We start from the raw sequence: 21,338 nt of genomic DNA, 5'->3' as shown, positions 1-21,338 counted from the left end.
CCGGTACGATCAGTCCGCCTTGCCGTTGCACTTTTCGAGCCGGTCGGCGGCAAAGGCGCTGCCGTTGGCGGCGAAGCCGGTGAGCGGGCCGAGCTTCGCGCGCACCAGCTGGCACGTCGCCATCGGGCTGCCTTCGGTACGCGCCGTGGTGCAGGCGGTGCCGCCGCACGTCCACAGGGTGCTGCGCGTGATGAGGCTGTCGACCGACGGGGCGGCGGCGGGGGTCGCGCTATAGCCGCGTGCGCCCTGCGCCATGGCGGCGGGGGCAAGCAGCAGGGCGGCGGCGGCGAGCAGGGCGGGGGTCTTCATCGGCACGCTCCAATGGTTGAGGGCGCGCACTTAATGTACATTGATGTAAGTTGCAATCGGGTACGTATGCTGCGTTGCAAGGTAATCGCCTGACCAATCGACATTCCGTTGAAACAGCGGCGGAATGCCTCCCCTCCCTTGCAAGGATTTCCCTGCGAAAGTCTGAGGTCAACCTTTGGATCCTGCCGTACCCCCGCGCAGGCGGAGGTCCAGAGCCAAGCACAACAACGGCTTGCGTCCGTGGCGCCTGGACCCCCGCCTGCGCGGGGTTACGGAAAAGGACTTTGCCGGAGGAATGCCTGTCAGGCAGCGGAAGCGACCCTCGAATCTCGATTCCCACGGGTTTCCCCGCGACCCGATCTTGCGCTAGATCAAGTCGATGACGATCCCCTTGCGAGAACCGCTGCGCCTGCTGGCCGGCCGGTGCAGCCTGCCCGCCGCGCTGGAAGTGATGGGGGAACGCTGGTCGTTCCTGATCCTGCGCGCGGCGTTCAACGGCCTGCAGCATTTCGAGGAGTTCCAGAGCGAGCTGGGCATCGCGCGCAACATCCTTGCCAACCGGCTGGGGCGGCTGGTCGGGCACGGCATCCTCGAACGATGCGCCGTGGCCGAGGACCGGCGCAAGATCGAATATCGCCTGACCGACAAGGGCCATGCGCTGCTGCCGACGATGGTCGCGCTCCGCCAATGGGGCGAGCGGTGGGAGACCGGCGTGCCGGCGACGCCGCGACTGGTCGACACGCGCGATCGCCGGCCGGTCCGCGCGGTGGCGGTGCTGTCCCACGACGGGCGCGCGCTGGGGAAGGGCGACCTCGACTGGGCGGGCGAGGACGAGGCGCTGGCGCACTGACCGGCGCGGGTGTCGCCCCGCGCCGGTCCAGCCCGGTCACATCGCCCGGAGCATCTCGATATGATGCTGCACCACCGGCGCGGTCGCGGCGGCGACGGCCTTCAGCGGTGCGGCGGTGCCGCCCTGCGCGAAGCCGCCGTGCAGCGCCAGCGCCTGCTGATGCGCGGTCTGCTGCTGCTGCACGTACAGCCGGTCGCGGTCGGCGCCCGTGGCGCGGCGCAGTTCGGCGACCATCTGCGCCTGCATCGGCTCCAGCTTCGGCGCGGGGACGCGGACGTTCGACTGCGCGGCGGCGCGCTTCACGTCGGCGGTGCTCTTGGCGTGATCGCGGATCATCATCGTCGCGAAGTCGCGGACCCTGGCGTCCTTGCTCGATTGCAGCACGAGCTGGCTCGACGTCTTTTCGTACAGGTCGCTTGCCCCCGCCTTGGCGACATAGGTGGCGGCGTCGGTGGTCTGCGCGACCAGCGGGGCGGCGGCAACCATGCCGACGGCGGCGGCGATCATCATCAGGCGGGGCATCGTCATCTCCTGCTCGCTTCGCATATCTGCGGAACGACCGCCCAACGCGCGGTTGCGGCAAAGGAAGCGACGAAATCCGTGCTAACTGATTTGGATCAGGACGATTTTTCGCGCGCTGCTACACCAGCCGGACGAACATCAGCAGCAGCCCGACCATCGATGCGACCCATGCGAGGCTGCGCAGATAGGGCACGCCCAGCAGGTAGAGCGGGTGATAGACGACGCGCGCGGCGATCCACAGCAGCGCACCCGCAGCACCCAGCCCGCCGGTGCGCCCGCTGACCGCCAGCGCCAGCGCGAGCGCCACGAACGCCGGATAGGTTTCCTTGAGATTGTCGAGCGCGCGCTGCGCCCGTCCGGCCAGCGCGCCCCGCGGATGACGGTCGCCGTCGCGCGGCCCGGCGTTCCAGTCCAGCCCCAGTTCGCGGGTGGCCAACTGCCCCTGCAACAGGATCGCCGCGACCAGCAGCGCGGTCGACCACGCGAGTACCAGCAGTTCGGTCGGCAGGTCGCTCATGGCGGGGCTTCCTTGGCGGCAGGGGAATGCGGAACGTTGGGGCGGGGTTCCGCTGCCATGCTATCGCTGCAGGCAACTTGGCCACCCGGCGCGATCTTCGTCGCTCCCGCCTGCGCGGGAATGACGAAAATCCAGAATAATCATCGAACGCCGATCGCCCCTATCCCACGCTGCGCCCCGGCGTGTTGACCCCCATCGACTGGAGATACTTCTTCACGTTGCGCGCCGCCTGTCGCAGCCGCTGTTCGTTCTCGACCATGGCGATGCGGACATAGCCCTCGCCGTTCTCGCCATAGCCGACGCCCGGCGCCACCGCGACCTTGGCCTCGGTCAGCAACTGCTTGGCGAATTCCAGCGACCCCAGATGCGCGAGCGCGGGCGGCAGCGGGGCCCAGGCGAACATCGACGCGCGGGGGGAGGGGATATCCCATCCGGCGCGCCCGAAACTCTCGACCAGCACGTCGCGGCGCTTGTGATAGAGCTGGCGGTTCTTCGCGACGATATCCTGCGGGCCGTTCAGCGCCGCGCAGGCCGCCGCCTGGATCGGGGTGAACGCGCCGTAATCGAGGTACGACTTCACCCGCGTCATCGCCGCGATCAACTGCTTGTTGCCGACGCCGAAGCCCATGCGCCAGCCCGCCATCGAATAGGTCTTGGACAGCGAGGTGAACTCGATCGCGACATCCTTCGCGCCCTTGACCTGGAGGATCGAGGGGGTGGGGCAGCCGTCGTAATACAGCTCGCTATAGGCGAGGTCGGAGATGACCCACAGGCCATGTTCCTTCGCGAAGGCGACCACCCGTTCGTAGAAGGCGAGGTCGACCACCTCGGCGGTGGGGTTCGACGGATAGCCCATCACCAGCACGCTGGGCTTGGGCACGGTGAACGCCATCGCCCTTTCGAGCGCCTCGAAATAGGCTTCGTCGGGCGTGGTCGGCACCGCGCGGATCGTCGCCCCCGCGATGATGAAGCCGAACATGTGGATCGGATAGCTGGGGTTCGGCGCGAGGATCACGTCGCCCGGCGCGGTGATCGCGGTGGCGAGGCTGGCCAGCCCCTCCTTCGACCCCATCGTCACCACCACCTCGCTGTCGGGATCGATGTCGACCCCGAAGCGACGGCCATAATAGTTCGCCTGTGCCTTGCGCAGCCCCGGAATGCCGCGCGACTGCGAATAGCCGTGCGCCGAGGGCTTCCTCGCCACCTCGACCAGCTTTTCGATCACATGGTCGGGCGGGGGCAGGTCGGGGTTGCCCATGCCCAGGTCGATGATGTCCTCGCCACCGGCACGCGCCGCTGCCCGCATCGCATTGACCTCGGCGATGACATAGGGGGGCAGGCGTTTCATGCGGTAGAATTCGTCGGACATTCTCGTTCCTTTCGTCATCGCCCTTACGCTAGGAAGCAACTAACGGGTAGGCCCGCGTGCCCCGAGGAGAGGAAAATGACCGACGAGACGCAATCGCCGCCTGTCGCACCCATGTCGCTGGAAGAGTTGCAGCACTGGACGCAGACGCTCGGGCGCGCGCAGCAGCTGATGCTCGAACACGGCATCGACCTGATCGAGCGGACGCCGCCGCTGCCGGTCGCCGATCCGACCGGCGTGCTGCGGGTGCAGGCCGATTTCTGGGCGGACACGATGAAGCTGTGGCAACGCTTCCTGAGCGCCGAGGGCAGCGTTCCCGCGCCCGAATCGCCCGAACAGGCGCGCGACCGCCGGTTCAAGGCGAAGCAATGGCACGACGATCCGCTCTATGCCTTCATCCGCCAGAGCTATTATCTGATCGCCGACCATATGCTGAAGGGCGTGGACGCGATCGAGAATGTCGAGCCCAAGCAGAAGGAGCAGCTGCGCTTCGCGACGCGCGGGCTGATCGATGCGATGAGCCCGACCAACTTCCCGATCACCAACCCGCTGGTGATGGAGAAGATCGTCGAGACGCGCGGCGAGAATCTGGTCAAGGGGTTGCAGAACATGCTCTCCGACATCGCCAGGGGGCAGATGACGCAGAGCGACACCAGCGCGTTCGAGCTGGGCCGCAACGTCGCCACCACGCCGGGCAAGGTCATCAAGCGCACCCCGCTCTACGAACTGATCCACTATGCGCCGACGACGGAGAAGGTGGGCGCGGTTCCGCTGCTGATCTTTCCGCCGTGGATCAACCGTTTCTACATCCTCGACCTGACGCCCGAGAAGAGCTTCATCCGCTGGGCGGTGGAGCAGGGATTGTCGGTGTTCGTCGTCTCGTGGCGATCGGCGGATGCGTCGATGAAGGACGTGACGTGGGACGATTATGTCGTGCGCGGGCAGATCGACGCGATCGACACGGTGCGCGAGGTGCTGGGCGTCGAATCGGTGCACACCATCGGCTATTGCGTGGCGGGCACCACGCTCGCCGCGACGCTGGCGCTGCTGGCGGCGCGGGGGGAGGCGGCCAAGGTCGCCACCGCCACCTTCTTCACCGCGCAGGTCGATTTCGCCGATGCGGGCGAGCTGTCGCTGTTCGTCGACGACGACCAGCTGAACCTGATCCGCCAGATCGGGCAGGAGGGCTATCTCGACGGACGCTACATGGCCGCCACGTTCAACCTGCTGCGCGGGCGCGACCTGATCTGGAACTATGTCACCAACAACTATCTGCTGGGCAACGACTATACCCCGTTCGACCTGCTCCACTGGAACGCGGACGTCACCAACTTGCCCGCGCAGTGGCATCTGGGCTATCTGACCGACCTGTACCGCGACAACCGGCTGGCGCAGGCGGGATCGATGGTGGTCGACGGAACGCCGATCGACCTGTCGGTCGTCCAGACCCCGGCCTATGTCCAGGCGGGGCGCGAGGATCATATCGCGCCCCCCGAAAGCGTGTGGAAGATCACCGACCATTTCACCGGCCCGCTGCGCTTCGTGCTGGCCGGATCGGGGCATATCGCGGGCGTGGTCAATCCGCCCTCGGCGCAGAAATACCAGTATTGGACCAACGACCATCCCGCCGAATCGCTGGCCGCGTTCGTCGCGGGGGCGAAGGAAACCAGGGGGAGCTGGTGGCCCGACTGGCGCGCATGGATCCGCGCGGCGGACGGCGAGGAGGTTCCGGCGGACGGCGCGCGCATTCCCGGCGGGGGCGCGATGCCCGCGCTGGCCGATGCGCCCGGCGACTATGTACGAACCCGTTGATAACGTTCACATAAAAATATGCTGCAATGCACAATAAAGCGTCTTGAAACTGCAACGCCGAATGCGTAGATGCTGCATTGCAGCAGCAACAGATGGAGGATGTCTAGTGGCCAGCCGCGGTCCAAAGACCGGCACGCGCAAGCCTGCCAATTCCCGTTCCAAACCGCCGGTCGCCCGTGCGACCGCCCCGGTCGGCGCTGCTGCGCCGGATCCCGCGGGCAAGGTGGACGAAACGGTCGAGGCGGCGGTGCCGCCCGTGCCCTTCGTCGCCGAACCCGCGCCCGCTCCGGTCGAACTGGAAGAAAAGATCGAAGCAGCCATCGCCGATGCGGCGGACAGCGCGGAACCGGCCGTAGCGGCCGTTGCCGACGCCGCGCACGACATGGCGCAGGAAGCAACCGCAGCGGTCGACACCGTCGCCGCCCAAGTCGAGGAAAAGACCATGGACGTCACCAACGAAGCGACCGCCACCGCCCAGACCGCCGCCGACAAGATGCAGGGTTTCGCGCAGGACGCGACCGCCAAGGCGCAGGCGATGACGGCCGAGTTCAACGAGAAGGCGAAGGCCGCGATGGAAAAGAGCGCGAAGGGATTCGAGGAAATGAACGATATGGCCAAGGGCAACGTCGAAGCGATGGTCGAGGCGAGCCGCATCGCCGCCAAGGGTCTGGAAGCGCTGGGTCAGGAAATGGCCGAGTACGGCCGCAAGTCGTTCGAGCATGCGACCTCGACCGCCAAGACGCTGGCGTCGGTGAAGTCGCCGACCGAGTTCGTGAAGCTCCAGTCGGACTTCGTGCGCCAGTCGTTCGACTCGTTCGTCGCCGAAGCGTCGAAGACCACCGAGATGATGATCAAGCTGGCGGGCGACGCCGCGCAGCCGATCAGCAACCGCGTCGCGGTCGCCGCCGACAAGCTGAAGGTCGCCGCGTAAGCGACCTCCGCGCATCGTCGATGGGAAGCGAAGGGGCGGCCTGCCATGCGGGCCGCCCCTTTCGTTTGTGGCGCGAAACACCGCGCACCCCCTTGCCCCGACCGGGCGGGATGCCATATTTCCGTGCGACATGTCTCGACAGCACGATTTCCAGATGGCCGGCGACGACCGCGACCAGGACGACGACCGCACGACCGGCATCGGCGTGGCGACCCAGGCGCGCGTCAAGAAGCCGACGCCGTACCGCGTGCTGATGCTGAACGACGACTATACCCCGATGGAGTTCGTCGTCCTCGTCCTGCAACGCTTCTTCCGCATGACGATGGAGGAGGCGACGCGGGTCATGCTCCACGTCCACCAGCGCGGCGTGGGGGTGTGCGGCGTCTTCACCTATGAGGTGGCGGAGACGAAGGTGACGCAGGTGATGGACTTCGCCCGCCAGAACCAGCACCCCCTGCAATGCACGCTGGAAAAGGCGTGAGGTGATGCGCGGCGCGCTGCCCTGCTGCGCGCTGCTGATCGCGGGTTGTTCCGCCGAACCGCCCGCCCCCGCCGGACCCATGGCGCAGCGCAGCGAACGCGCGGCCCCGCGCGCCGTCGTGCGCTCGCCCGAGCCGGAAGCGTCGGTCGACCGGCACGCCGCCGATGCGCTGCGCCGCGAATTCGGGCTGCCGCGCTGCGACGAGATCACCCGGCTGCGCGACGTGCGTCGGAACGGCTATCTGGCGGAGAGCTGGCGGGTGCGCGGCGACGACGCCTGTTTCGCGGACTGGGCCGCGCGAACCGGGCGCTATTCCGTGCTGGAGCATGTGGTGAAGGGCGACACTGCTGCGCAGATCGACCGGATGCCGTGGCGGTGCGGCGATGGCGGCGACCATGTCCTGACCTGCTCGACACAAGGCCGCGGGGTCACGCTGGCGATCGAGCAGCCGAACTTCGCACCGTTCCTGCTGCTGCGCCGGATCACGCCGCCGCGCCGCTGACTGTCCTCAAATCCTCCCCGGCACGGGGAGGGGGACCAGCCGCAGGCTGGTGGAGGGGGCGGGCCGCATACGGAACGGCAGCCTACGCGGAGACGCCCCTCCACCATCGCCTTCGGCGACGGTCCCCCTCCCCGTGCTGGGGAGGATGCGCTCGCCCCTTGCGTGTGTGTTACGACACAGTAGAAGCTCTCCCATGGATCGTATCGTCATTCGCGGCGGCAATCGCCTGTCGGGCCGCATCGTCATTTCCGGGGCCAAGAACGCCGCGCTCACGCTGCTGCCCTGCGCGCTGCTGACCGAGGAGCCGCTGACGCTGCGCAACCTGCCGCGCCTCGCCGACGTCGACAGCTTCGGGCATCTGCTCAACCAGTTCGGCGTATCGACGATGATCGAGGGATCGCACCCCAGCGAGTTCGGCCGGGTGATGACGATGCGCGGGCAGCGCCTCACCTCGACGGTCGCGCCGTACGACATCGTGCGCAAGATGCGCGCCTCGATCCTCGTGCTCGGGCCGCTGGTGGCGCGGGCAGGGGAAGCGACCGTCTCGCTCCCCGGCGGCTGCGCGATCGGCAACCGCCCGATCGACCTGCATCTGAAGGCACTGGAGGCGCTGGGCGCCGAGATCGAGCTGGCGGCGGGCTATGTGAAGGCGACGGCACCGGGCGGGCGCCTGTCGGGCGGGCGCTATCGCTTCCCGGTCGTGTCGGTCGGCGCCACCGAGAATGCGGTGATGGCCGCGGTGCTGGCCAGGGGCACCAGCGTCCTCGAAAACGCCGCGCGCGAACCGGAGATCGTCGACCTGTGCCGCTGCCTCGTCGCGATGGGCGCGTCGATCGACGGCATCGGCAGCGACACGCTGACCATCGAGGGGCGCGACCGGCTGCATGGCGCCACCTATGCGGTGATGCCCGACCGGATCGAGGCGGGCAGCTATGCCTGCGCCGCCGCGATCACCGGCGGATCGGTCGAACTGGCCAATGTCGTCCCCTCCGACATGCGCGCGACGATCGACGCGCTGGTCGAGGCGGGGGTGGCGGTGCGCGAGACGGCTTCCTCGCTGTTCGTCGAGGCGGGCGGCGACATCCGCCCGGTCAACCTCTCGACCGCGCCCTATCCCGGCTTCGCCACCGACATGCAGGCGCAGTTCATGGCGCTGCTGACCGCCGCCAACGGCGCGAGCGTGCTGACCGAGACGATCTTCGAGAACCGCTACATGCACGTCCCCGAACTGGCGCGGATGGGCGCAGACATCACCGTCACCGGGCGATCGGCGGTGGTGAAGGGCCCGGCGGCGCTGGTCGGCGCGCCGGTGATGGCCACCGACCTGCGCGCGTCGATGAGCCTTATCATCGCCGGGCTGGCAGCCGATGGCGAGACGTCGGTCAGCCGCGTCTACCACCTCGATCGCGGCTATGAACGGCTGGAGGAGAAGCTCCAGGCGGTGGGTGCGGATATCGAGCGGCTCGGCGACGGATAGAAGCAGGTCCGGAACGGATGGTTTCGGCCTTGCGTGCCACATCGTCGATGCGCACCATTTTGCCTTCGTATCGATTCGGAGACAGCGATGGCACGGCCTGTGGAAGCAGATTTCGATGTCGTCGGGCGGCGCTGGATCGACGATGCCGTCGTCAATCCGGCGTCGGTCGTGCCGCGGATCGTCTATCACTATACGGACGCGGCGGGCCTGATCGGCATGTTGCAGTCCCGGCGGATCTGGCTGACCGACTATCGGTTCCTGAACGACACCGCCGAATTCGTCCACATCCAGAAGCTGGTCCGGACCCTGCTCGCCAGACGCGCGGCACAGGCGGGGCCGACATGGCGTACCGCATTCCATGACCATATCCTGCATTGGCAGAGAAAGCCGACGCCCGAGGACGCCTTCGTCTTTTCCTGCTCCACCGAGCAGGACGATCTGAGCCAGTGGCGGGGCTATGCCTCCGAAGGCTGCGGCTTCACCATCGGTTTCGCGTCGGCATCGCTTGCCGCCATGCCCGCGCAGGAAGGGCATACCGCCTTTTCGCGGGTGATCTATCGCGACGACCAGCAGGAATCCGCGCTCGCCAACGCGCTGGACGAGATGGAGGAGATCATCCTCAATGCAGGCGAACTATCCCCGGAGGAACTGGAAGCGACGCTCAAGACGGCGGCGTGCACCTTCGACTGGATCGCCACCAATCGCGGTGCGCTGAACAAGCACGGTTCCTTCGCCAACGAGCGGGAGTGGCGGCTGGTCCACTACATCTCCCGCCAGAGCGATGCGGTGAAGGTGCGCGCCCGGGGCAAGTCGCTGGTCCCCTATGTAGAGGTCGGCGCAGCGCAGCCGCTCGATATCCGTGCGGTCGGGATCGGACCCGGGCATACCAACCCCCATATCATCGAAGCGGTACGCAACCTGACCCGCGGATACCGGAACCTTGAGATATATCAGGCCGATACGCCCTATCGTCAGACCTGAGCGCCCCCGCTCAATGCGCATGCGCCAGCGCGCAATCCTCCGCCTGTTCGATCTGGAGCGTCGCATGGCCGATGGCGAAGTCGTGCTCCAGCATGTGCGCCGCCGTTGCGAGGAACGCATCGCCGCCGTGGCCGCCGGGCATCACCAGATGCGCGGTCAGCGCGGTCTGCGTCGTGCTCATCGGCCAGATGTGCAGGTCGTGCACCCGCGTCACGCCGGGCAGGCGGGTGAGCGCCGCCTCCACCGCCGCCGCGTCCAGCCCGCGCGGCACCGCCTGTAGCGCCAGCAGCAGCGATTCGCTGAGCAGCCCCCAGGTGCCGAACAGGATCACGACCACCACGATCAGGCTGACGACCGGATCGATCCATGTCGCCCCGGTCCACAGGATCAGCAGCCCGGCGACGACCACCCCCGCCGATACCGCCGCGTCCGCGGCCATGTGCAGATAGGCCCCGCGGATGTTGACGTCGCCGTGCCGCCCGCGCGCGAACAGCAGCGCGGTGCCGAGGTTGACGGCGATGCCCGCCAGCGCGACCCACACCACCGGCATGCCCGCGACCGGCGTCGGATCGCCCAGCCGCCGCACCGCCTCCCACAGGATCGCGCCGACCGCGAGCAGCAGCACCAGCGCATTGGCAAGCGCGGCGAGGATGGTCGACGCCCCCAGCCCATAGGTGAAGCGCTTCGACGCGGGCCGCTTGGCCAGTTCCGCGCCGCCCCATGCGATCAGCAGCCCCAGCACGTCGGACAGATTGTGCCCGGCATCGGCGAGCAGCGCAACCGAATTGGTCCAGAAGCCCGCCGTCGCCTCGATGGCGACGAAGCCGAGGTTCAGCAGCGTCCCGATCAGAAAGGCGCGACCGAAGTCGGCGGGGGCGTGCCCGTGGCCGTGGCCGTGGCCGTGGTCATGCCCGTGCCCGTGCCCGTGCCCGTGCCGGTGATGCTGGTGCCCGCCCATGGTCAGCGCCGCTCCCGCCGCCCGCGCCCGTCGGCGCGCCCGGGCAGGGTACGGATGGTCAGCAGTTCGCCGCGCGTCAGCACGCCGTCGCCGTCGCGGTCGATCCGGCGAAAGATCGCCACGATCCGCGCCTGCAATTCGTCCGGGGTGATGCGGTTGTCGCCGTCGCGGTCGACCTCGAACGGTCCGGGCAGCGCGTTGCGGTCGCCCAGCCGGCGCTCGGCCCAGTCGGCGAAGGCGATATAGCCGATCGCATTCTGCCCGGCGGGAAAGCTGCGGGCGACGCACGCCTGCGCCTCGGCGAGGGTCGTGCGCGCGTCGCCGTCGGCATCGCAGGCGGCGAGGAACATGCCGACCGGCTCGACGACCAACGTCGCCGCCGCCGGGCGGTCGCCGGGGGCGGGCACGGGCGGCGGCACCGTCTGCAGACCGAGGAGAAGCGCGAACACCATCGATCGCGCTTGTGGCAGCTAAGCCGCGCCGTGACCAGCCGTCGCTTCGGGCGGGCGCGTGCGGCTCGTGGCCGGGCACGGACGATCCGCAACCGCCTCCTCCGCAGGATGGGCGTCGTCAACCGCGGTTCTGCCGACGTCGCGACGGGATGGGGACCATATGCGGCCGCCGCAGGGAGCGGCGGCGCATCCATGCCCGCGATGCCGGATCCGGTGTCAAAGCACCGCTTCCATGTTCCACCTACCACGTCCTGCCAGCGGTGCCCTACGGAAGCAGCAGCGACGCGTCCCCGTAGGAGTAGAACCGATAGCCATTCTCAATGGCATAAGCGTAAGCGTCTTTCATCCGCTCCCGCCCCATCAGCGCCGAGACCAGCATGAACAGAGCCTGCGGAAAGCGCCGGATTGCTTTATAGGTACAAGCGCTTGGCTCCAAAATGCGGATGGAAAATTTAGTGTTCCATGCACGACCCACTCGCACCAAAGCTCGCTGTTCCGCCGTCATCCAGTGGAAGGGTCTTTGGCCCGATCACCCGCGCTTGTTCGGCCTACAGCCGGCCACTGGCAGCCGCTCCTCATCCGGCTTCAGCAGCCGCTGCCTGGCCCTCTCCACTACCCGAAAAAATTTATAGAAGATGTCGCCCCTCAAGCGACCTTGGCGGTCACCCGAGGGGCGAAAGAGTTGGTGAACCGGAACGGCCTAACCGGCCTCGCTGTGGTCGGTCCCAGCCGGCAGCATATGACGATATCGACCTTCGGCATCGAGTGCCCACCGCCTCGCGAGAAGGCCCTCCGCAAGGGTTTGAACGGCATGGCTCGCCGAGAAATCCAACCGCCGCATGGCGCCGATGATGCGCCGCCGGGTATCAATGCCTTCGCCGATCAGAGCCTCGATCAACACCGTGGCCTGATCGTGCTTGTTGCCGCCGGATGCCTTCTTGAGCCACCGCAATCGACGGAACAGCTCAGTCGTCTCCTTCACCGGGGGCCGATTTCCGTTGCCGACCATCGCCATCACCCCTCTTCGCTCAGCGGCGGCAAGGGCGAGGGAGCGGCCGCCTCCTCGGCATCGGTCGGCGGCAGCTGCCAAGTGGTGCCACTGACCTTTACCGCGGCATCGACGGCATTGCGTAGTGTCTCGGTCGACAGCCTCGCATATCGTTCGGTCGACCGGCTTTGCGCATGGCCGAGCACCTTCGAGATCACCCAGAGCGAGTGACCGGACTGCGCGAGCTGACTGGCAAGCGTATGGCGCAGGTCATGAACGCGGACGTCAGCCAGCCCCGCCCGGCGTCGCGCCTGGTTCCAGCTCGTATAGATCGAGCCGTGCGGTTCCATGGTCTTGAGGTTCGGCACGATGTACGGGCACCCGTCGAACCGCGGAAGCGATCGAAGCAGCGCCAGCGCCTCGCTGCCCAGTGGCACGAACCGCGAGCCGGTCTTGCCCTTCACGATCTTGAGCGTCTTGTTCTCGAAGTCGACCTGATCCCACTTGGCGTCGAGGATTTCCCGCTTCCGACAACCGGTCAGGAGCAGAAGCCCGACGATCGGGGTGAGCATAGGGTTGGGGCTCTGCTCGACCGCCGCCTTAAGGCGCTGAACCTCTTCCGGCGTGAGAAACCGGTCCTTCATGTTGTCGGGCTCCTTGAGCTTGGCGCCCTTCAGCGGGTTGCGCTCGGCACCCGCTACACCCCACTCGCCGGCAAGCCGCATCATGCACGACAGGATGACCTGCCAGCGATTGACTGTCGCCTGAGCGTAGCCCTCCTTCACTTTCTCGTTCAGCCAGTCCATGATTTCGGGCTGCTTCAGCTTGTCGAGGTGCTGCCGGCCGAAGCGGGGCAGGAGGTGCAGGCGGAGGTATCGCTCGTCGATGTCATGCGACCGCTTATTGACCCGGGCATGCTCCAGATAACGGACGGCGAACTCGGCAAGCGTCGGTACCTGCCGCATGACCTTGCGCTTTGCCTGCGGGCTATCCCCGATGAGGGCTTGCGCCTTGATCCGCTGCGCTACCTTGCGAGCTTGTTCGGCCGTCAGAACTGAAGCGTCTCCAATTTTGTACTGGCACTGAGTGCCGCGCTCGTCGGTGTACCGCTGCGCATAGGTTCTCCGACCAGTCCGGTGAATCTCGCAGACGAACCCGGTGAGACTATCATCAAAAAGCGATATCTTCTTCTTGCCTGCCGGGCAGACGGCCGTGAGCACGGCGGTGTTGGTGATGCGGATTACGGGCATGACTGGTTCCTTTTAAATGGGCAGCCGCATGCGTGGCGCGAGGACGCGCGGCGCGGCGGCGATGGCTGGGTGATCGGAGGGCTCGGGACGGCGCCCTGCGGGGCTCCTCCGGGCCGTGGCGGGCCTGCCGAGGGGGCGGGCTCCGCGAAGGTAGGGGTGGGCGATTTCTCCCCACCACCGGCCGCTACCGGTGCGATGCGATGGTTTTCATCGGCTTACCGGCAGGTGGCGGCAGGGGAGGCAAGACCGGGTCGATCGCGTGCTCCGGCGGGACCGTGACATCGTGTTTGTAATCAATACTCCTCGTTTTCGGGGTTGGTGCGGCGGTTTGCGTACAACTCCTTCGCGCTGAGCTGAGACCGGTCCCAGGGAACATACCAGCGATAGACGCCCTGGATTTTCTTCGGGCCGCCCAGCAGTTCCTTCAAAATCGCGTTGGCCTCCTTGAATTGAATGTTGGTCGGTCTTTCGACGCCGATCTTGCGCAGCACGTCCCCGGCACTGTCACGGGGATTGCTGGTCAGTCCTCTACCGGACAGATCGAGCAAGGACTTTATTTTCTCCCCTATCGCGCCATAGTGTCGATGCTGCCGATTGACTGCTTCGAGTTGTTGTTCCTCCTCATCTTCAAGATGCCATTTGGCACCGGCTTCGAAGTCCTTCTTCAGCTGCGCAAACAGCTGCTGCATGTCGATGCTATGCTCGTAGTCGAGCTTCGCGACGGCAATGGTCCAAAAGCGGCTGTTTCCCGTGGCATCGAGCAGAAAATCGCTTTCGTTCACAGACGCACCGAAGATCGTCCGACGCGGGTACTCCGCATCGACACGGCCATAGGGCGGCCTGATCTTGTCATAGTCCTCGGTCAGGAAGGCCTTCAGTCCAGCGATTTCACGACGGAACGAGCCCTCCAACTCGCCCAGTTCGACGATCCGATGACGGATAGCCGAAAGCCGGGCATCCTTGCTTCCGCCGTCCCAGGCATGGCCGAGCTTCACGGTCTGATCGCGCAGGGAGTCGTCGCTGACCAGTTGCTTGAACCAGCTGGTCTTGCCGATCCCCTGATCTCCCTGGAACGTCAGGGCGCCGCGGGCGCGGAAGCCGCGCTTCTTGAACGTCGCTGCCACGATGCTGAGCAGCCACTTGCGCAACAGAGTGTCGCGGAAGCTGACCGGATAGCCCTCCTGCGGCGCTACGGTTTCGTAGAGGTCAGGGAGGCGGTCCTCGCCGTCCCAAGGCTTGCTGTCGATCCAGCGTGCGAAGGGGTCGACCGGCGAACGATCCGCCAGTGCCAGCAGGTTCTGCGCTACCCGCCGCGTCGACATGCGATGGCGGATCGCCAGATCCTCGACATAGGTGAGCACCACCGCGTCCCGGTTTTCACCAGTCGCCCTGAAGCCGGGAATGTCGACCATCGGTCGTTTCTTCAGAACATCGAAGCGCACGGTGATTCCGTATTCCTTGAGCAGGTGCCCGAGGTTGTCGACCGTGGCCGGCAGGCCCTGACCGGCCTTCGACGGAGGGTCGGGGAAGTCGTCATAGTCGAAGATCGGGATGACCCTCCGGACGACCGGTGGGGCCGGTTCAGCTCCCTCGGCTGGGAGTGCATCCGTTAGAGATTGCATCGTTCTTCCTTGTTGGTGTTAAGCGAAGCGCGGCGTGCGCGAGCGGCGAAGCTCGCCGCCCCTCCCCACCCCCAGACTTCGCGGGGGCGGCAGGGGAGGCAAGTCTGGATGGATTTGGTAGGTGCCCGCACGACTGCCGAGTGTTCAGGGCGAACCGGCGTTATCAATCACCATCCCGGATCGATGGATCGTACCGCCACCGCGATAGTCCTGGACGGCAGAGCTCCGTGCACAGTTTGTACCGTCCCGATGGCAGGCGGTGCCAAAGGTCGATGTCCCAGTCGTTGCCCTCGTACATTGTGAGCACACGCCTGAGCACGGTAGCGCTATCGCGGTGGTGCCGGTCGATGGTCTGATCGATCAGATCGGCCGGCAGGCCGCTCCGCATCGCTGCGGAGAGGATTCCGACAGCAAGGCCGGGCGACAGCTTCGCCGCTTGCCCGGGGATGGCTGACTGGGCGCGCATCGCATGCTCGAAAGCGCCCGCGCCGTAGTGGATGTCTTCGTTGGTAAAAGTGATCACACCGTCCTCGACTGGTTGACCGCACAAACGCTTCAGTGCGTGGCGGCTGAGGGGGGTGTACCGTGCCACCTCCGTCGTCCGACAGAGTGTTCCCAGAAACTGAAACAATCAGCCGCCTTCGACATGGAAAGCTTATAATCAATTACTTAGCCTTTAGCAGACAAAGGCATAGGTATGGACAAGGCCTTGCCTTGCAAGGCAAAGCATCCACTTGTTGAGCGATGATCGGGCGACAGGAGAGGAGGCGAAAGAATGAGCGATCCACGCCTAGCCCTTGTGGAGACGCTCATTGCTATGGCCGAATTCAAAGACGTTCCCTCAGTCGCCGCGGCGCTCGGCGTGAGCGTGACCACCGTGCCTCGCGATATCGAACAGTTGGAGGATTGGGCCGGCCGCATTCTGCTGTTGGACGGCCAGCTGACAACGGACGGGGAGAGGTTCGCGCGTGAAGCGGTATCCGTCTGGAGCTTTGCTGACTTTGTGCACGAGCGGCCAGGCCGTGCACGGGGCCACGGCTGGGCTCTCCTCCGATCCGCACGATCGAACGTTCGGCTGTCGGATTTGAAAGCGTTTTCCGTCTTAGCCGGGGGCGATGTGGCAAGTTATAGGTCGGCTGCTGATCACCTGTCTAGTGAGCAAAGCACATTAAGAAAGCAGATTGAGAAACTTGAAGTTCTGCTTGACAGTGACTTGTTCCGCGGCCGAGGAGATCTACTGAAGACGGATACGGGACGTAAGCTGCATCCGATAGCATCGAGCCTGATCTCGTATTTCAATCAGCTGAGTATATATGCCGATGATACAGCAAGGTCGACTGCCCAGTTAGCCGGATATCTGCATCGTATCCGTGACAATCTCGCGTTGAACTTGCACAATGCTGGCGTATTCATTGACGAATGTGAGCGGACAAAGCGTTTGTCCCTTAAGAACAAAGTGGAGCTTCGGAAAGCGAAAGATCTTTCGCTAAAGTGGAAAATCGCAATCGAAGAAATCGACAGGCATCTAACCCAGCGCTCACCTGTCGCGCCTTTCCATGGCGAGATGCCTGACAAGTTACGCCAGCCGGCGAGCTATGGCCAAAAGGACGACAACGGTGAGGAAGGCGAGCGGATGTGCTTGGACGAACTCGCCAATGAGGATCAGCCCAAGAAAGCCGAGCGTCTCACGGGGCGCGACGAACAGGCCATAGGCCAGCCCGGCGAGCAGTAGCACACACAGCGCGGTTGCCACCGCCTGCGCCGCAGCCAATACAACGCAGGCGGTGAGGAGGATGCCGAGCAGCTTCATGCGGCGTACTGACGGCAGAGCGCGAGAAGTTCGGGAAGGATGCCCTCTGCATCGGGTATGATCAGGACGTAGCCGAAAATCGAACCAAAGCTTTGGATCATCAGGAAGTGGCTATGCTCAAGATCGAGGTGATCCCAGAAGGGCTGAAAGCCAGCGGTGCCGAACCGGGCACCGTCGACCGGCTCAACCAGCGGCGAGAAACCAACTTCGCGCACGATGTCGCTTTCCTCGTCGCCGGGTTCGAGAATGATCCATTCGGTCCAGTCGGTAAGATCGCCCCACGGGGTTATGAGGGCGGCAAAGCGGCGTTCGAGCAGGCGGCGGAGTTGCGGGTCAATGTCGAGCATTAACACGCGCGCCATCGCGGCGCGGTCGTAGATCGTGATCATGGCGGAGGTTCTCCAAGCAAAGAAAAAGCCCGCGAGGCGGAGTGCCTTGCGAGCTGTAGAACCGCGTCGAGGCGGCGGTTTCATTGGGTTTCTTCGGATTTCGCGTCCGAGAGGCATGCCGTGCGGGCGGGCTTACGGCGTGGGAGGGGCTCCTGCCTGACCGGCACTAGCCTCGTCGGCGGAGGGAGGCTGGGTAAGGTCGCGGAGCAGCGCCAGCAGCGGTCGGTCGATGCCGTCGATATCAGGCACGAACAGGACAATGCCGAACCCGTCGTCAGAGAGGATCGTCACAGCCTCGAACCAGCCGCCGCGATCCGCGACCCACTCGAAGGCCGGCGAGGTTACGAGAGGGTAGCCCGCCGCTGCCTCAATGTCGGCAACGGTGTCATGAGCCTCGACCACAATGAGATAGGCCAAGTCGCCGAGGTCGTATTCTCCGCCAGTGTCCGCTAGGGTCTGTGGGGATTCATCGTGAGTTGATGACGGCGCCGACGAGGTGGATCATGGCTTCGAAGCTGCGGTCGGTTTTGCAGGCTCGCATGGCGATGCGCTTGAACTCCTTGAGCTTGCAGAAGAAGTTCTCGATCAGGTGCCGCCAGGTGTAGATCGCCGCATCGATCTTGAGCTTCTGCGCGCGGGCAGGATGCTGCGAGATAACGATCCGTGCGCCGCGATCGTTGAGTTCGGCGACGAGAGCGTTGTTGTCGAACGCCTTGTCGGCGATCAGCCCCGCGAAGGCGATACCGTCGATCAGCGGTGGTACCTCGACACTGTCGTACCGCTGGCCGGGCATGAGCCGAAAGCGCACCAGATTACCCAGCGCATCGGTCAGCGCCAGGATCTTGGTCGTCATGCCGCCTTTGGAGCGGCCGATGGCCTGGCTCTGAGTCCCCCTTTTGCGCCCTGACCGTGACGGTGGACCTTTACGATTGTGGCATCGACCATGGCGTATTCGAGGTCGGGTTCGTCCGACAGAGCATCGAATATCCGCCTGAAAACATCGGCCTCGCGCCAGTCCCGGAAACGACGGAACGCCGTGCTCCAGTTGCCGAAGCGCTCCGGCAGGTCGCGCCACGGACTGCCCGTGCGCGCGATCCACAACACCGCCTCCACAAACAGCCGGTTATCCCTGCCGCTTCGGCCAGGATCAGTCCGCTTGCCCAGACAATGTGGCTCGATCTTCGCCCATTGGGCATCCGTCAGTACGTCTCGGTCCATCCAAAGCGTGAATCACATTCGTAAAGCTTTGTGAATCCCCACACGCCCTAGAGCGTGATGACGTGGGTCTGAATCACTGGAGGTTCCCAGCGGCGCGATGATCTGATTCAAGGTGCAGGCCGGTGAAGGAGGCTGGTTTGCATGGCGAAGCCGTATTCGATGGACCTGCGCGACAGGGTGGTGCGGGCGGTGACGGCAGAGGGCATGTCGTACCATGCGGCTGCGGCCCGCTTCGGGGTTGCGCCAGGTTCTGCGATCAAATGGATGCGGCGCTACCGGGACACGGGCAGCGCGGCGCCGGGTCGAATGGGCGGCCGCCGCACCAATATCCTATCGGGCGCGACGCGAGACTGGCTGCTGGAACGGGTGGCGAGCGGCTTCACGCTGCGGGGTTTGGTGGCCGAACTGGCCGGGCGCGGCGTGAAGGTCGACTATGTTCAGGTCTGGCGATTTGCCCATGCCGAGGGTCTGAGCTTCAAAAAAAAGCGTGCTGCCCGCCGAGCAGCTCCGCCCCGCCATCGCGCGACGCCGGGCACAGTGGAAGAAATACCAGGGTCGGCTTGATCCGGCGCGCCTCGTCTTCATCGACGAGACATGGGTGAAGACGAACATGGCCCCCTTGCGAGGATGGGCGCCGGTCGGCCGGCGCCTCCACGCCAAGGTGCCCTACGGCCACTGGCGGACCATGACCTTCCTCGCGGCACTCCGATGCGATCGAATTGACGCACCCTGGCCCCTGTACATTGTAGGGACACAGATTCACGGTAGGCGTCGTCGTGGGGCGGGCTATTTCCGCAGGTTTTCGATACCGAGTTCGCGCCACATCCATGTGAAGTCGTAGGTCGCCATCGGGTCGCTCGGATCGGGCTTGGCACCGCTGCGGTTCTCGAGGTGCTTGAGCCAGGCAGCAAGACGATCGCGGCCCGCGGCGGTCTTGGCGGCCGCACGCGGGGTGATATCGCCCAGCATCCCGATCGGTTCGTCAAGTGTAGCGCGGTACTGGCGATCGAGCATGTCGTGGATGAGCGGGGTCGTGATTTCAGGGGATATGTCGGGCGCGGGTTCGGGTGTGGTCAGTCCCTCCCTTCGCGCCGCCATGGCCTGCTCGACGGTTTCGATCGCGGTGAGCGGGGTGCCGACCAGTCCGGCCAGTGCATCGGCGATAAGAGCGGTGCCGCGACCGGCACGCTCGGCGGAGGTGACGGCAAGGATCAGGGCGCGGCCCTTGAGTTCGACATTGCCGAGCACCGGGGTGCCGTCTTCCATCGTCACGCCCCAGCGCATCTTGCCCGTGGCTCTCGTTGTCTTGCCGGGCTTGTCGCCCAGCCAGTTCCAGAAATGGCTGGTTTCACGCTGAAGCGCGGGCAACGTGTCGAGCCGCTCCCCGATCAGGGCGTGGGTGGCACCGCGCGCGAAGGGGAAGCGCACGCGGTGAAACACCACCTCCTCGCCGTCGCTGTTGTGCAGGACCGGGATACTCGCCGGCTCCAGGGCGCGGGGCACGAGGTCGAACAGCCAGGCGGTGGTGATCAGGACGGGTAGCGCGCGAAGTTTGTCATCGTCGAGCACGAGCAGGGTGTGCGGACTGCGCTTTCCTTCCGCCCGGCGGAGGCCCCGCACCAGATCGTCGGCCGTCTCCATCGGGAAAGACAGCAGCCCGCCCGACAGGAGATGCCTGCCGCCGACCTCGACGACGCGGGCCCCGATCCGGTCCCATGGCTTGAGCGTCTGCGAGGCGCTGCGCTCGCTGACGCGCACCGGCTCGCCGCCCCGGATCAGGTCGCGGACCAGAAAGCCGTGGCCGGGTCGGACATCGCTGACCTCGTACAGGCTCATCACCGACGATCGCAGCGCACGCATATAGGCCTTGGCGGGGCCGCTCTCGTTCCAGCCCCGGCGTTTGATATAGTCGTCGACGATGTTGCGGCCATCGGGGGCGACGGCGCGCGTCAGCAGGTCCTCGAACGCGCAGCCCCACAGCACGCCCGCCCAGTGATCGCCGACGATATCGGCGAGGTCTTCGTAGCCGAAGTCGAACTCCTCCATCGCCAGCTCGAGATGATCGCCGAGCGCCTCGCCGAGATGGTCCGCCCAGGCCGGCGAGGTGGCGAACTTCATGAGACCGGACAGGTCGTGGCCCCGCTTCATCCCGCTTCTCCCTGTTCCTGGCGCCAGGCCGCGACAATCCGCGAGACGGTGGGTTCGCTGACGCCGTAGAGCCGGGCCATCTCGGCCCCCGACTTGCGGCCTGAAGTGACGGACTCGGCGATCTCGCGGCGCTGTTTGTCGGCCAGCTTGCGGCGGCGTCCACCGATCCGCCCCTCGGCGCGCGCCTGCGCCAGGCCGGCGGAGGTGCGCTCGCGGATCATCGCGCGTTCGAATTCGGCGAAGCTGCCGACCATCTGCATCATCATGCGCCCCGCCGCCGTGGTGGTGTCGATCGCCTCGGTGAGCGAGCGGAAACCTGCGCCGGCCGCTTCGATCCGGTCCATGATGTGAAGCAGATCCTTCAGGCTGCGCGACAATCGGTCGAGCTTCCAGACGACCACCACGTCGCCCTCGCGCAACTGCCCGATCATCTCGTGCAGCTTCGGGCGGTCCCAGCGCCCGCCGCTGGCGGTTTCCTCGAACACGCGCCGGCAACCGGCTGCATCCAACGCGCGAGCCTGCGCGACGTTGGACTGCTCCTCGCCCTTCGACACACGGGCATAGCCGATCAGATAGGATGTGTTGTCCAAGCCTGTCCTTCCGCAAACGGCCGTATCCGGAGGCCGGATCGGCTGTGGCTTTCAGCGGTAAATGTCACGAATGTCAGCACTAGGTGACGCCGATGACGAGGGTGCTGCGGGCGGCTTCCACGACATCCTCGCTGATGGTTGCGAGGCCGTTGATCTTCAGCACGC

22 protein-coding genes and 3 pseudogenes are annotated in these 21,338 nt (G+C 65.7%); 9 read left to right on the top strand and 16 right to left on the bottom strand.

Annotation, left to right across the window (positions count from 1 at the left end; all coding sequences use genetic code 11):
• Nucleotides 1-9: 9 nt before the first annotated feature.
• The gene (locus ABLE43_RS16705) at nt 10-309 is read right to left on the bottom strand and encodes a CC_3452 family protein (protein WP_348979517.1); all 300 of its coding nucleotides are present in this window, start codon (nt 307-309) and stop codon (nt 10-12) included.
• Between the two features lie 379 nt (nt 310-688).
• Between ABLE43_RS16705 and ABLE43_RS16700 the strand changes: the two genes are divergently transcribed.
• Nucleotides 689-1,159: a winged helix-turn-helix transcriptional regulator gene (locus tag ABLE43_RS16700; protein WP_348979516.1), complete on the top strand. Its 471-nt coding sequence runs from the start codon at nt 689-691 to the stop codon at nt 1,157-1,159.
• Nucleotides 1,160-1,195: 36 nt separating this feature from the next.
• On the opposite strand, the gene ABLE43_RS16695 is transcribed toward ABLE43_RS16700, so the two are convergent.
• The 3 genes from ABLE43_RS16695 to ABLE43_RS16685 all read right to left on the bottom strand — a co-directional run bounded on the left by ABLE43_RS16695 (nt 1,196) and on the right by ABLE43_RS16685 (nt 3,567).
• Nucleotides 1,196-1,687 (bottom strand): DUF4142 domain-containing protein, encoded by a 492-nt coding sequence (locus ABLE43_RS16695; RefSeq protein ID WP_348979515.1) that lies wholly within the window; start codon nt 1,685-1,687, stop codon nt 1,196-1,198.
• A 112-nt stretch (nt 1,688-1,799) separates the two neighbouring features.
• The gene (locus tag ABLE43_RS16690; protein ID WP_348979514.1) at nt 1,800-2,198 is read right to left on the bottom strand and encodes an MAPEG family protein; all 399 of its coding nucleotides are present in this window, start codon (nt 2,196-2,198) and stop codon (nt 1,800-1,802) included.
• Nucleotides 2,199-2,358: 160 nt separating this feature from the next.
• On the bottom strand, nt 2,359-3,567 hold the full coding sequence (locus ABLE43_RS16685) for an LL-diaminopimelate aminotransferase (protein WP_348979513.1): 1,209 nt from the start codon (nt 3,565-3,567) through the stop codon (nt 2,359-2,361).
• 75 nt (nt 3,568-3,642) lie between these two features.
• Here ABLE43_RS16685 and ABLE43_RS16680 point away from each other — a divergent pair, with 75 nt between their 5' ends.
• The 6 genes from ABLE43_RS16680 (at nt 3,643) to ABLE43_RS16655 (ending at nt 9,748) form a co-directional block, all read left to right on the top strand.
• Nucleotides 3,643-5,376: a PHA/PHB synthase family protein gene (locus tag ABLE43_RS16680; protein ID WP_348979512.1), complete on the top strand. Its 1,734-nt coding sequence runs from the start codon at nt 3,643-3,645 to the stop codon at nt 5,374-5,376.
• Nucleotides 5,377-5,482: 106 nt separating this feature from the next.
• Nucleotides 5,483-6,307, top strand: a complete 825-nt coding sequence (locus tag ABLE43_RS16675) for a phasin family protein (RefSeq protein ID WP_348979511.1) — start codon at nt 5,483-5,485, stop codon at nt 6,305-6,307.
• Between the two features lie 154 nt (nt 6,308-6,461).
• The gene (gene clpS / locus ABLE43_RS16670) at nt 6,462-6,788 is read left to right on the top strand and encodes an ATP-dependent Clp protease adapter ClpS (RefSeq protein ID WP_348979510.1); all 327 of its coding nucleotides are present in this window, start codon (nt 6,462-6,464) and stop codon (nt 6,786-6,788) included.
• Nucleotides 6,789-6,792: 4 nt separating this feature from the next.
• Nucleotides 6,793-7,290 carry a hypothetical protein gene (locus ABLE43_RS16665; RefSeq protein WP_348979509.1) on the top strand — a complete coding sequence of 166 codons (498 nt, stop codon included), beginning with the start codon at nt 6,793-6,795 and terminating at the stop codon, nt 7,288-7,290.
• Between the two features lie 193 nt (nt 7,291-7,483).
• On the top strand, nt 7,484-8,767 hold the full coding sequence (murA, locus tag ABLE43_RS16660; RefSeq protein ID WP_348979508.1) for a UDP-N-acetylglucosamine 1-carboxyvinyltransferase: 1,284 nt from the start codon (nt 7,484-7,486) through the stop codon (nt 8,765-8,767).
• Between the two features lie 87 nt (nt 8,768-8,854).
• Nucleotides 8,855-9,748, top strand: coding sequence for a DUF2971 domain-containing protein (locus ABLE43_RS16655; protein ID WP_348979507.1), 894 nt, complete (start codon nt 8,855-8,857; stop codon nt 9,746-9,748).
• A 10-nt stretch (nt 9,749-9,758) separates the two neighbouring features.
• On the opposite strand, the gene ABLE43_RS16650 is transcribed toward ABLE43_RS16655, so the two are convergent.
• The 7 genes and pseudogenes from ABLE43_RS16650 to ABLE43_RS16620 all read right to left on the bottom strand — a co-directional run bounded on the left by ABLE43_RS16650 (nt 9,759) and on the right by ABLE43_RS16620 (nt 15,541).
• Entirely contained in the window at nt 9,759-10,706 is a 948-nt protein-coding gene (locus ABLE43_RS16650) for a cation diffusion facilitator family transporter (RefSeq protein WP_348979506.1), read from the bottom strand.
• Between the two features lie 2 nt (nt 10,707-10,708).
• A complete protein-coding gene (locus ABLE43_RS16645) occupies nt 10,709-11,158 on the bottom strand; it encodes an EF-hand domain-containing protein (protein WP_348979505.1) in 450 nt (149 codons plus the stop codon).
• Nucleotides 11,159-11,423: 265 nt separating this feature from the next.
• Nucleotides 11,424-11,543, bottom strand: a pseudogene (locus ABLE43_RS16640) (S-adenosylmethionine:tRNA ribosyltransferase-isomerase); the annotation flags it as partial.
• A 315-nt stretch (nt 11,544-11,858) separates the two neighbouring features.
• Nucleotides 11,859-12,173, bottom strand: a complete 315-nt coding sequence (locus ABLE43_RS16635) for a hypothetical protein (RefSeq protein WP_348979504.1) — start codon at nt 12,171-12,173, stop codon at nt 11,859-11,861.
• Nucleotides 12,173-13,396, bottom strand: a complete 1,224-nt coding sequence (locus tag ABLE43_RS16630; protein WP_348979503.1) for a tyrosine-type recombinase/integrase — start codon at nt 13,394-13,396, stop codon at nt 12,173-12,175. The genes ABLE43_RS16635 and ABLE43_RS16630 overlap by 1 nt, the downstream gene beginning before the upstream one ends.
• A 293-nt stretch (nt 13,397-13,689) precedes the next feature.
• Nucleotides 13,690-15,018, bottom strand: coding sequence for a VapE domain-containing protein (locus ABLE43_RS16625; protein WP_348979502.1), 1,329 nt, complete (start codon nt 15,016-15,018; stop codon nt 13,690-13,692).
• Nucleotides 15,019-15,181: 163 nt separating this feature from the next.
• Nucleotides 15,182-15,541 (bottom strand): hypothetical protein, encoded by a 360-nt coding sequence (locus ABLE43_RS16620; protein ID WP_348979501.1) that lies wholly within the window; start codon nt 15,539-15,541, stop codon nt 15,182-15,184.
• Nucleotides 15,542-15,793: 252 nt separating this feature from the next.
• Between ABLE43_RS16620 and ABLE43_RS16615 the strand changes: the two genes are divergently transcribed.
• Nucleotides 15,794-16,750, top strand: coding sequence for a helix-turn-helix domain-containing protein (locus ABLE43_RS16615; protein ID WP_348979500.1), 957 nt, complete (start codon nt 15,794-15,796; stop codon nt 16,748-16,750).
• Nucleotides 16,751-16,824: 74 nt separating this feature from the next.
• On the opposite strand, the gene ABLE43_RS16610 is transcribed toward ABLE43_RS16615, so the two are convergent.
• The 3 genes and pseudogenes from ABLE43_RS16610 to ABLE43_RS16600 all read right to left on the bottom strand — a co-directional run bounded on the left by ABLE43_RS16610 (nt 16,825) and on the right by ABLE43_RS16600 (nt 18,435).
• A complete protein-coding gene (locus ABLE43_RS16610) occupies nt 16,825-17,217 on the bottom strand; it encodes a hypothetical protein (protein ID WP_348979499.1) in 393 nt (130 codons plus the stop codon).
• A gap of 132 nt (nt 17,218-17,349) precedes the next feature.
• The gene (locus ABLE43_RS16605) at nt 17,350-17,634 is read right to left on the bottom strand and encodes a hypothetical protein (protein WP_348979498.1); all 285 of its coding nucleotides are present in this window, start codon (nt 17,632-17,634) and stop codon (nt 17,350-17,352) included.
• A 49-nt stretch (nt 17,635-17,683) separates the two neighbouring features.
• Nucleotides 17,684-18,435: pseudogene (locus ABLE43_RS16600) on the bottom strand (IS5 family transposase).
• Nucleotides 18,436-18,576: 141 nt separating this feature from the next.
• On the opposite strand from ABLE43_RS16600, the pseudogene ABLE43_RS16595 reads away from it, so the two are divergent.
• Nucleotides 18,577-19,174 (top strand): annotated as a pseudogene (locus ABLE43_RS16595) (transposase); the annotation flags it as partial.
• Between the two features lie 47 nt (nt 19,175-19,221).
• Here ABLE43_RS16595 and ABLE43_RS16590 read toward each other — a convergent pair.
• Nucleotides 19,222-20,583 carry a DUF7986 domain-containing protein gene (locus ABLE43_RS16590; protein ID WP_348979496.1) on the bottom strand — a complete coding sequence of 454 codons (1,362 nt, stop codon included), beginning with the start codon at nt 20,581-20,583 and terminating at the stop codon, nt 19,222-19,224.
• Complete coding sequence (locus ABLE43_RS16585; protein ID WP_348979495.1) at nt 20,580-21,173, bottom strand: recombinase family protein; 594 nt, start codon at nt 21,171-21,173, stop codon at nt 20,580-20,582. The genes ABLE43_RS16590 and ABLE43_RS16585 overlap by 4 nt, the downstream gene beginning before the upstream one ends.
• Nucleotides 21,174-21,338: the final 165 nt, after the last annotated feature.

This window comes from Sphingomonas silueang (assembly GCF_040049155.1).
GTDB classification, from domain to species: domain Bacteria; phylum Pseudomonadota; class Alphaproteobacteria; order Sphingomonadales; family Sphingomonadaceae; genus Sphingomonas; species Sphingomonas silueang.
The sequence above is the reverse complement of the archived record's forward strand: the minus strand, read 5'-3'. Positions and strand labels throughout refer to the sequence as shown.

Excerpts from the sequence above, each read along its gene's own strand:
- ABLE43_RS16705 (WP_348979517.1), bottom strand. The coding sequence starts at position 309 with ATGAAGACCCCCGCCCTGCTCGCCGCCGCCGCCCTGCTGCTTGCCCCC.
- ABLE43_RS16700 (WP_348979516.1), top strand. The coding sequence starts at position 689 with ATGACGATCCCCTTGCGAGAACCGCTGCGCCTGCTGGCCGGCCGGTGC.
- ABLE43_RS16695 (WP_348979515.1), bottom strand. The coding sequence starts at position 1,687 with ATGACGATGCCCCGCCTGATGATGATCGCCGCCGCCGTCGGCATGGTT.
- ABLE43_RS16690 (WP_348979514.1), bottom strand. The coding sequence starts at position 2,198 with ATGAGCGACCTGCCGACCGAACTGCTGGTACTCGCGTGGTCGACCGCG.
- ABLE43_RS16685 (WP_348979513.1), bottom strand. The coding sequence starts at position 3,567 with ATGTCCGACGAATTCTACCGCATGAAACGCCTGCCCCCCTATGTCATC.
- ABLE43_RS16680 (WP_348979512.1), top strand. The coding sequence starts at position 3,643 with ATGACCGACGAGACGCAATCGCCGCCTGTCGCACCCATGTCGCTGGAA.
- clpS (WP_348979510.1), top strand. The coding sequence starts at position 6,462 with ATGGCCGGCGACGACCGCGACCAGGACGACGACCGCACGACCGGCATC.
- ABLE43_RS16665 (WP_348979509.1), top strand. The coding sequence starts at position 6,793 with ATGCGCGGCGCGCTGCCCTGCTGCGCGCTGCTGATCGCGGGTTGTTCC.
- murA (WP_348979508.1), top strand. The coding sequence starts at position 7,484 with ATGGATCGTATCGTCATTCGCGGCGGCAATCGCCTGTCGGGCCGCATC.
- ABLE43_RS16655 (WP_348979507.1), top strand. The coding sequence starts at position 8,855 with ATGGCACGGCCTGTGGAAGCAGATTTCGATGTCGTCGGGCGGCGCTGG.
- ABLE43_RS16650 (WP_348979506.1), bottom strand. The coding sequence starts at position 10,706 with ATGGGCGGGCACCAGCATCACCGGCACGGGCACGGGCACGGGCACGGG.
- ABLE43_RS16645 (WP_348979505.1), bottom strand. The coding sequence starts at position 11,158 with ATGGTGTTCGCGCTTCTCCTCGGTCTGCAGACGGTGCCGCCGCCCGTG.
- ABLE43_RS16635 (WP_348979504.1), bottom strand. The coding sequence starts at position 12,173 with ATGGCGATGGTCGGCAACGGAAATCGGCCCCCGGTGAAGGAGACGACT.
- ABLE43_RS16630 (WP_348979503.1), bottom strand. The coding sequence starts at position 13,396 with ATGCCCGTAATCCGCATCACCAACACCGCCGTGCTCACGGCCGTCTGC.
- ABLE43_RS16625 (WP_348979502.1), bottom strand. The coding sequence starts at position 15,018 with ATGCAATCTCTAACGGATGCACTCCCAGCCGAGGGAGCTGAACCGGCC.
- ABLE43_RS16615 (WP_348979500.1), top strand. The coding sequence starts at position 15,794 with ATGAGCGATCCACGCCTAGCCCTTGTGGAGACGCTCATTGCTATGGCC.
- ABLE43_RS16610 (WP_348979499.1), bottom strand. The coding sequence starts at position 17,217 with ATGATCACGATCTACGACCGCGCCGCGATGGCGCGCGTGTTAATGCTC.
- ABLE43_RS16590 (WP_348979496.1), bottom strand. The coding sequence starts at position 20,583 with ATGAAGCGGGGCCACGACCTGTCCGGTCTCATGAAGTTCGCCACCTCG.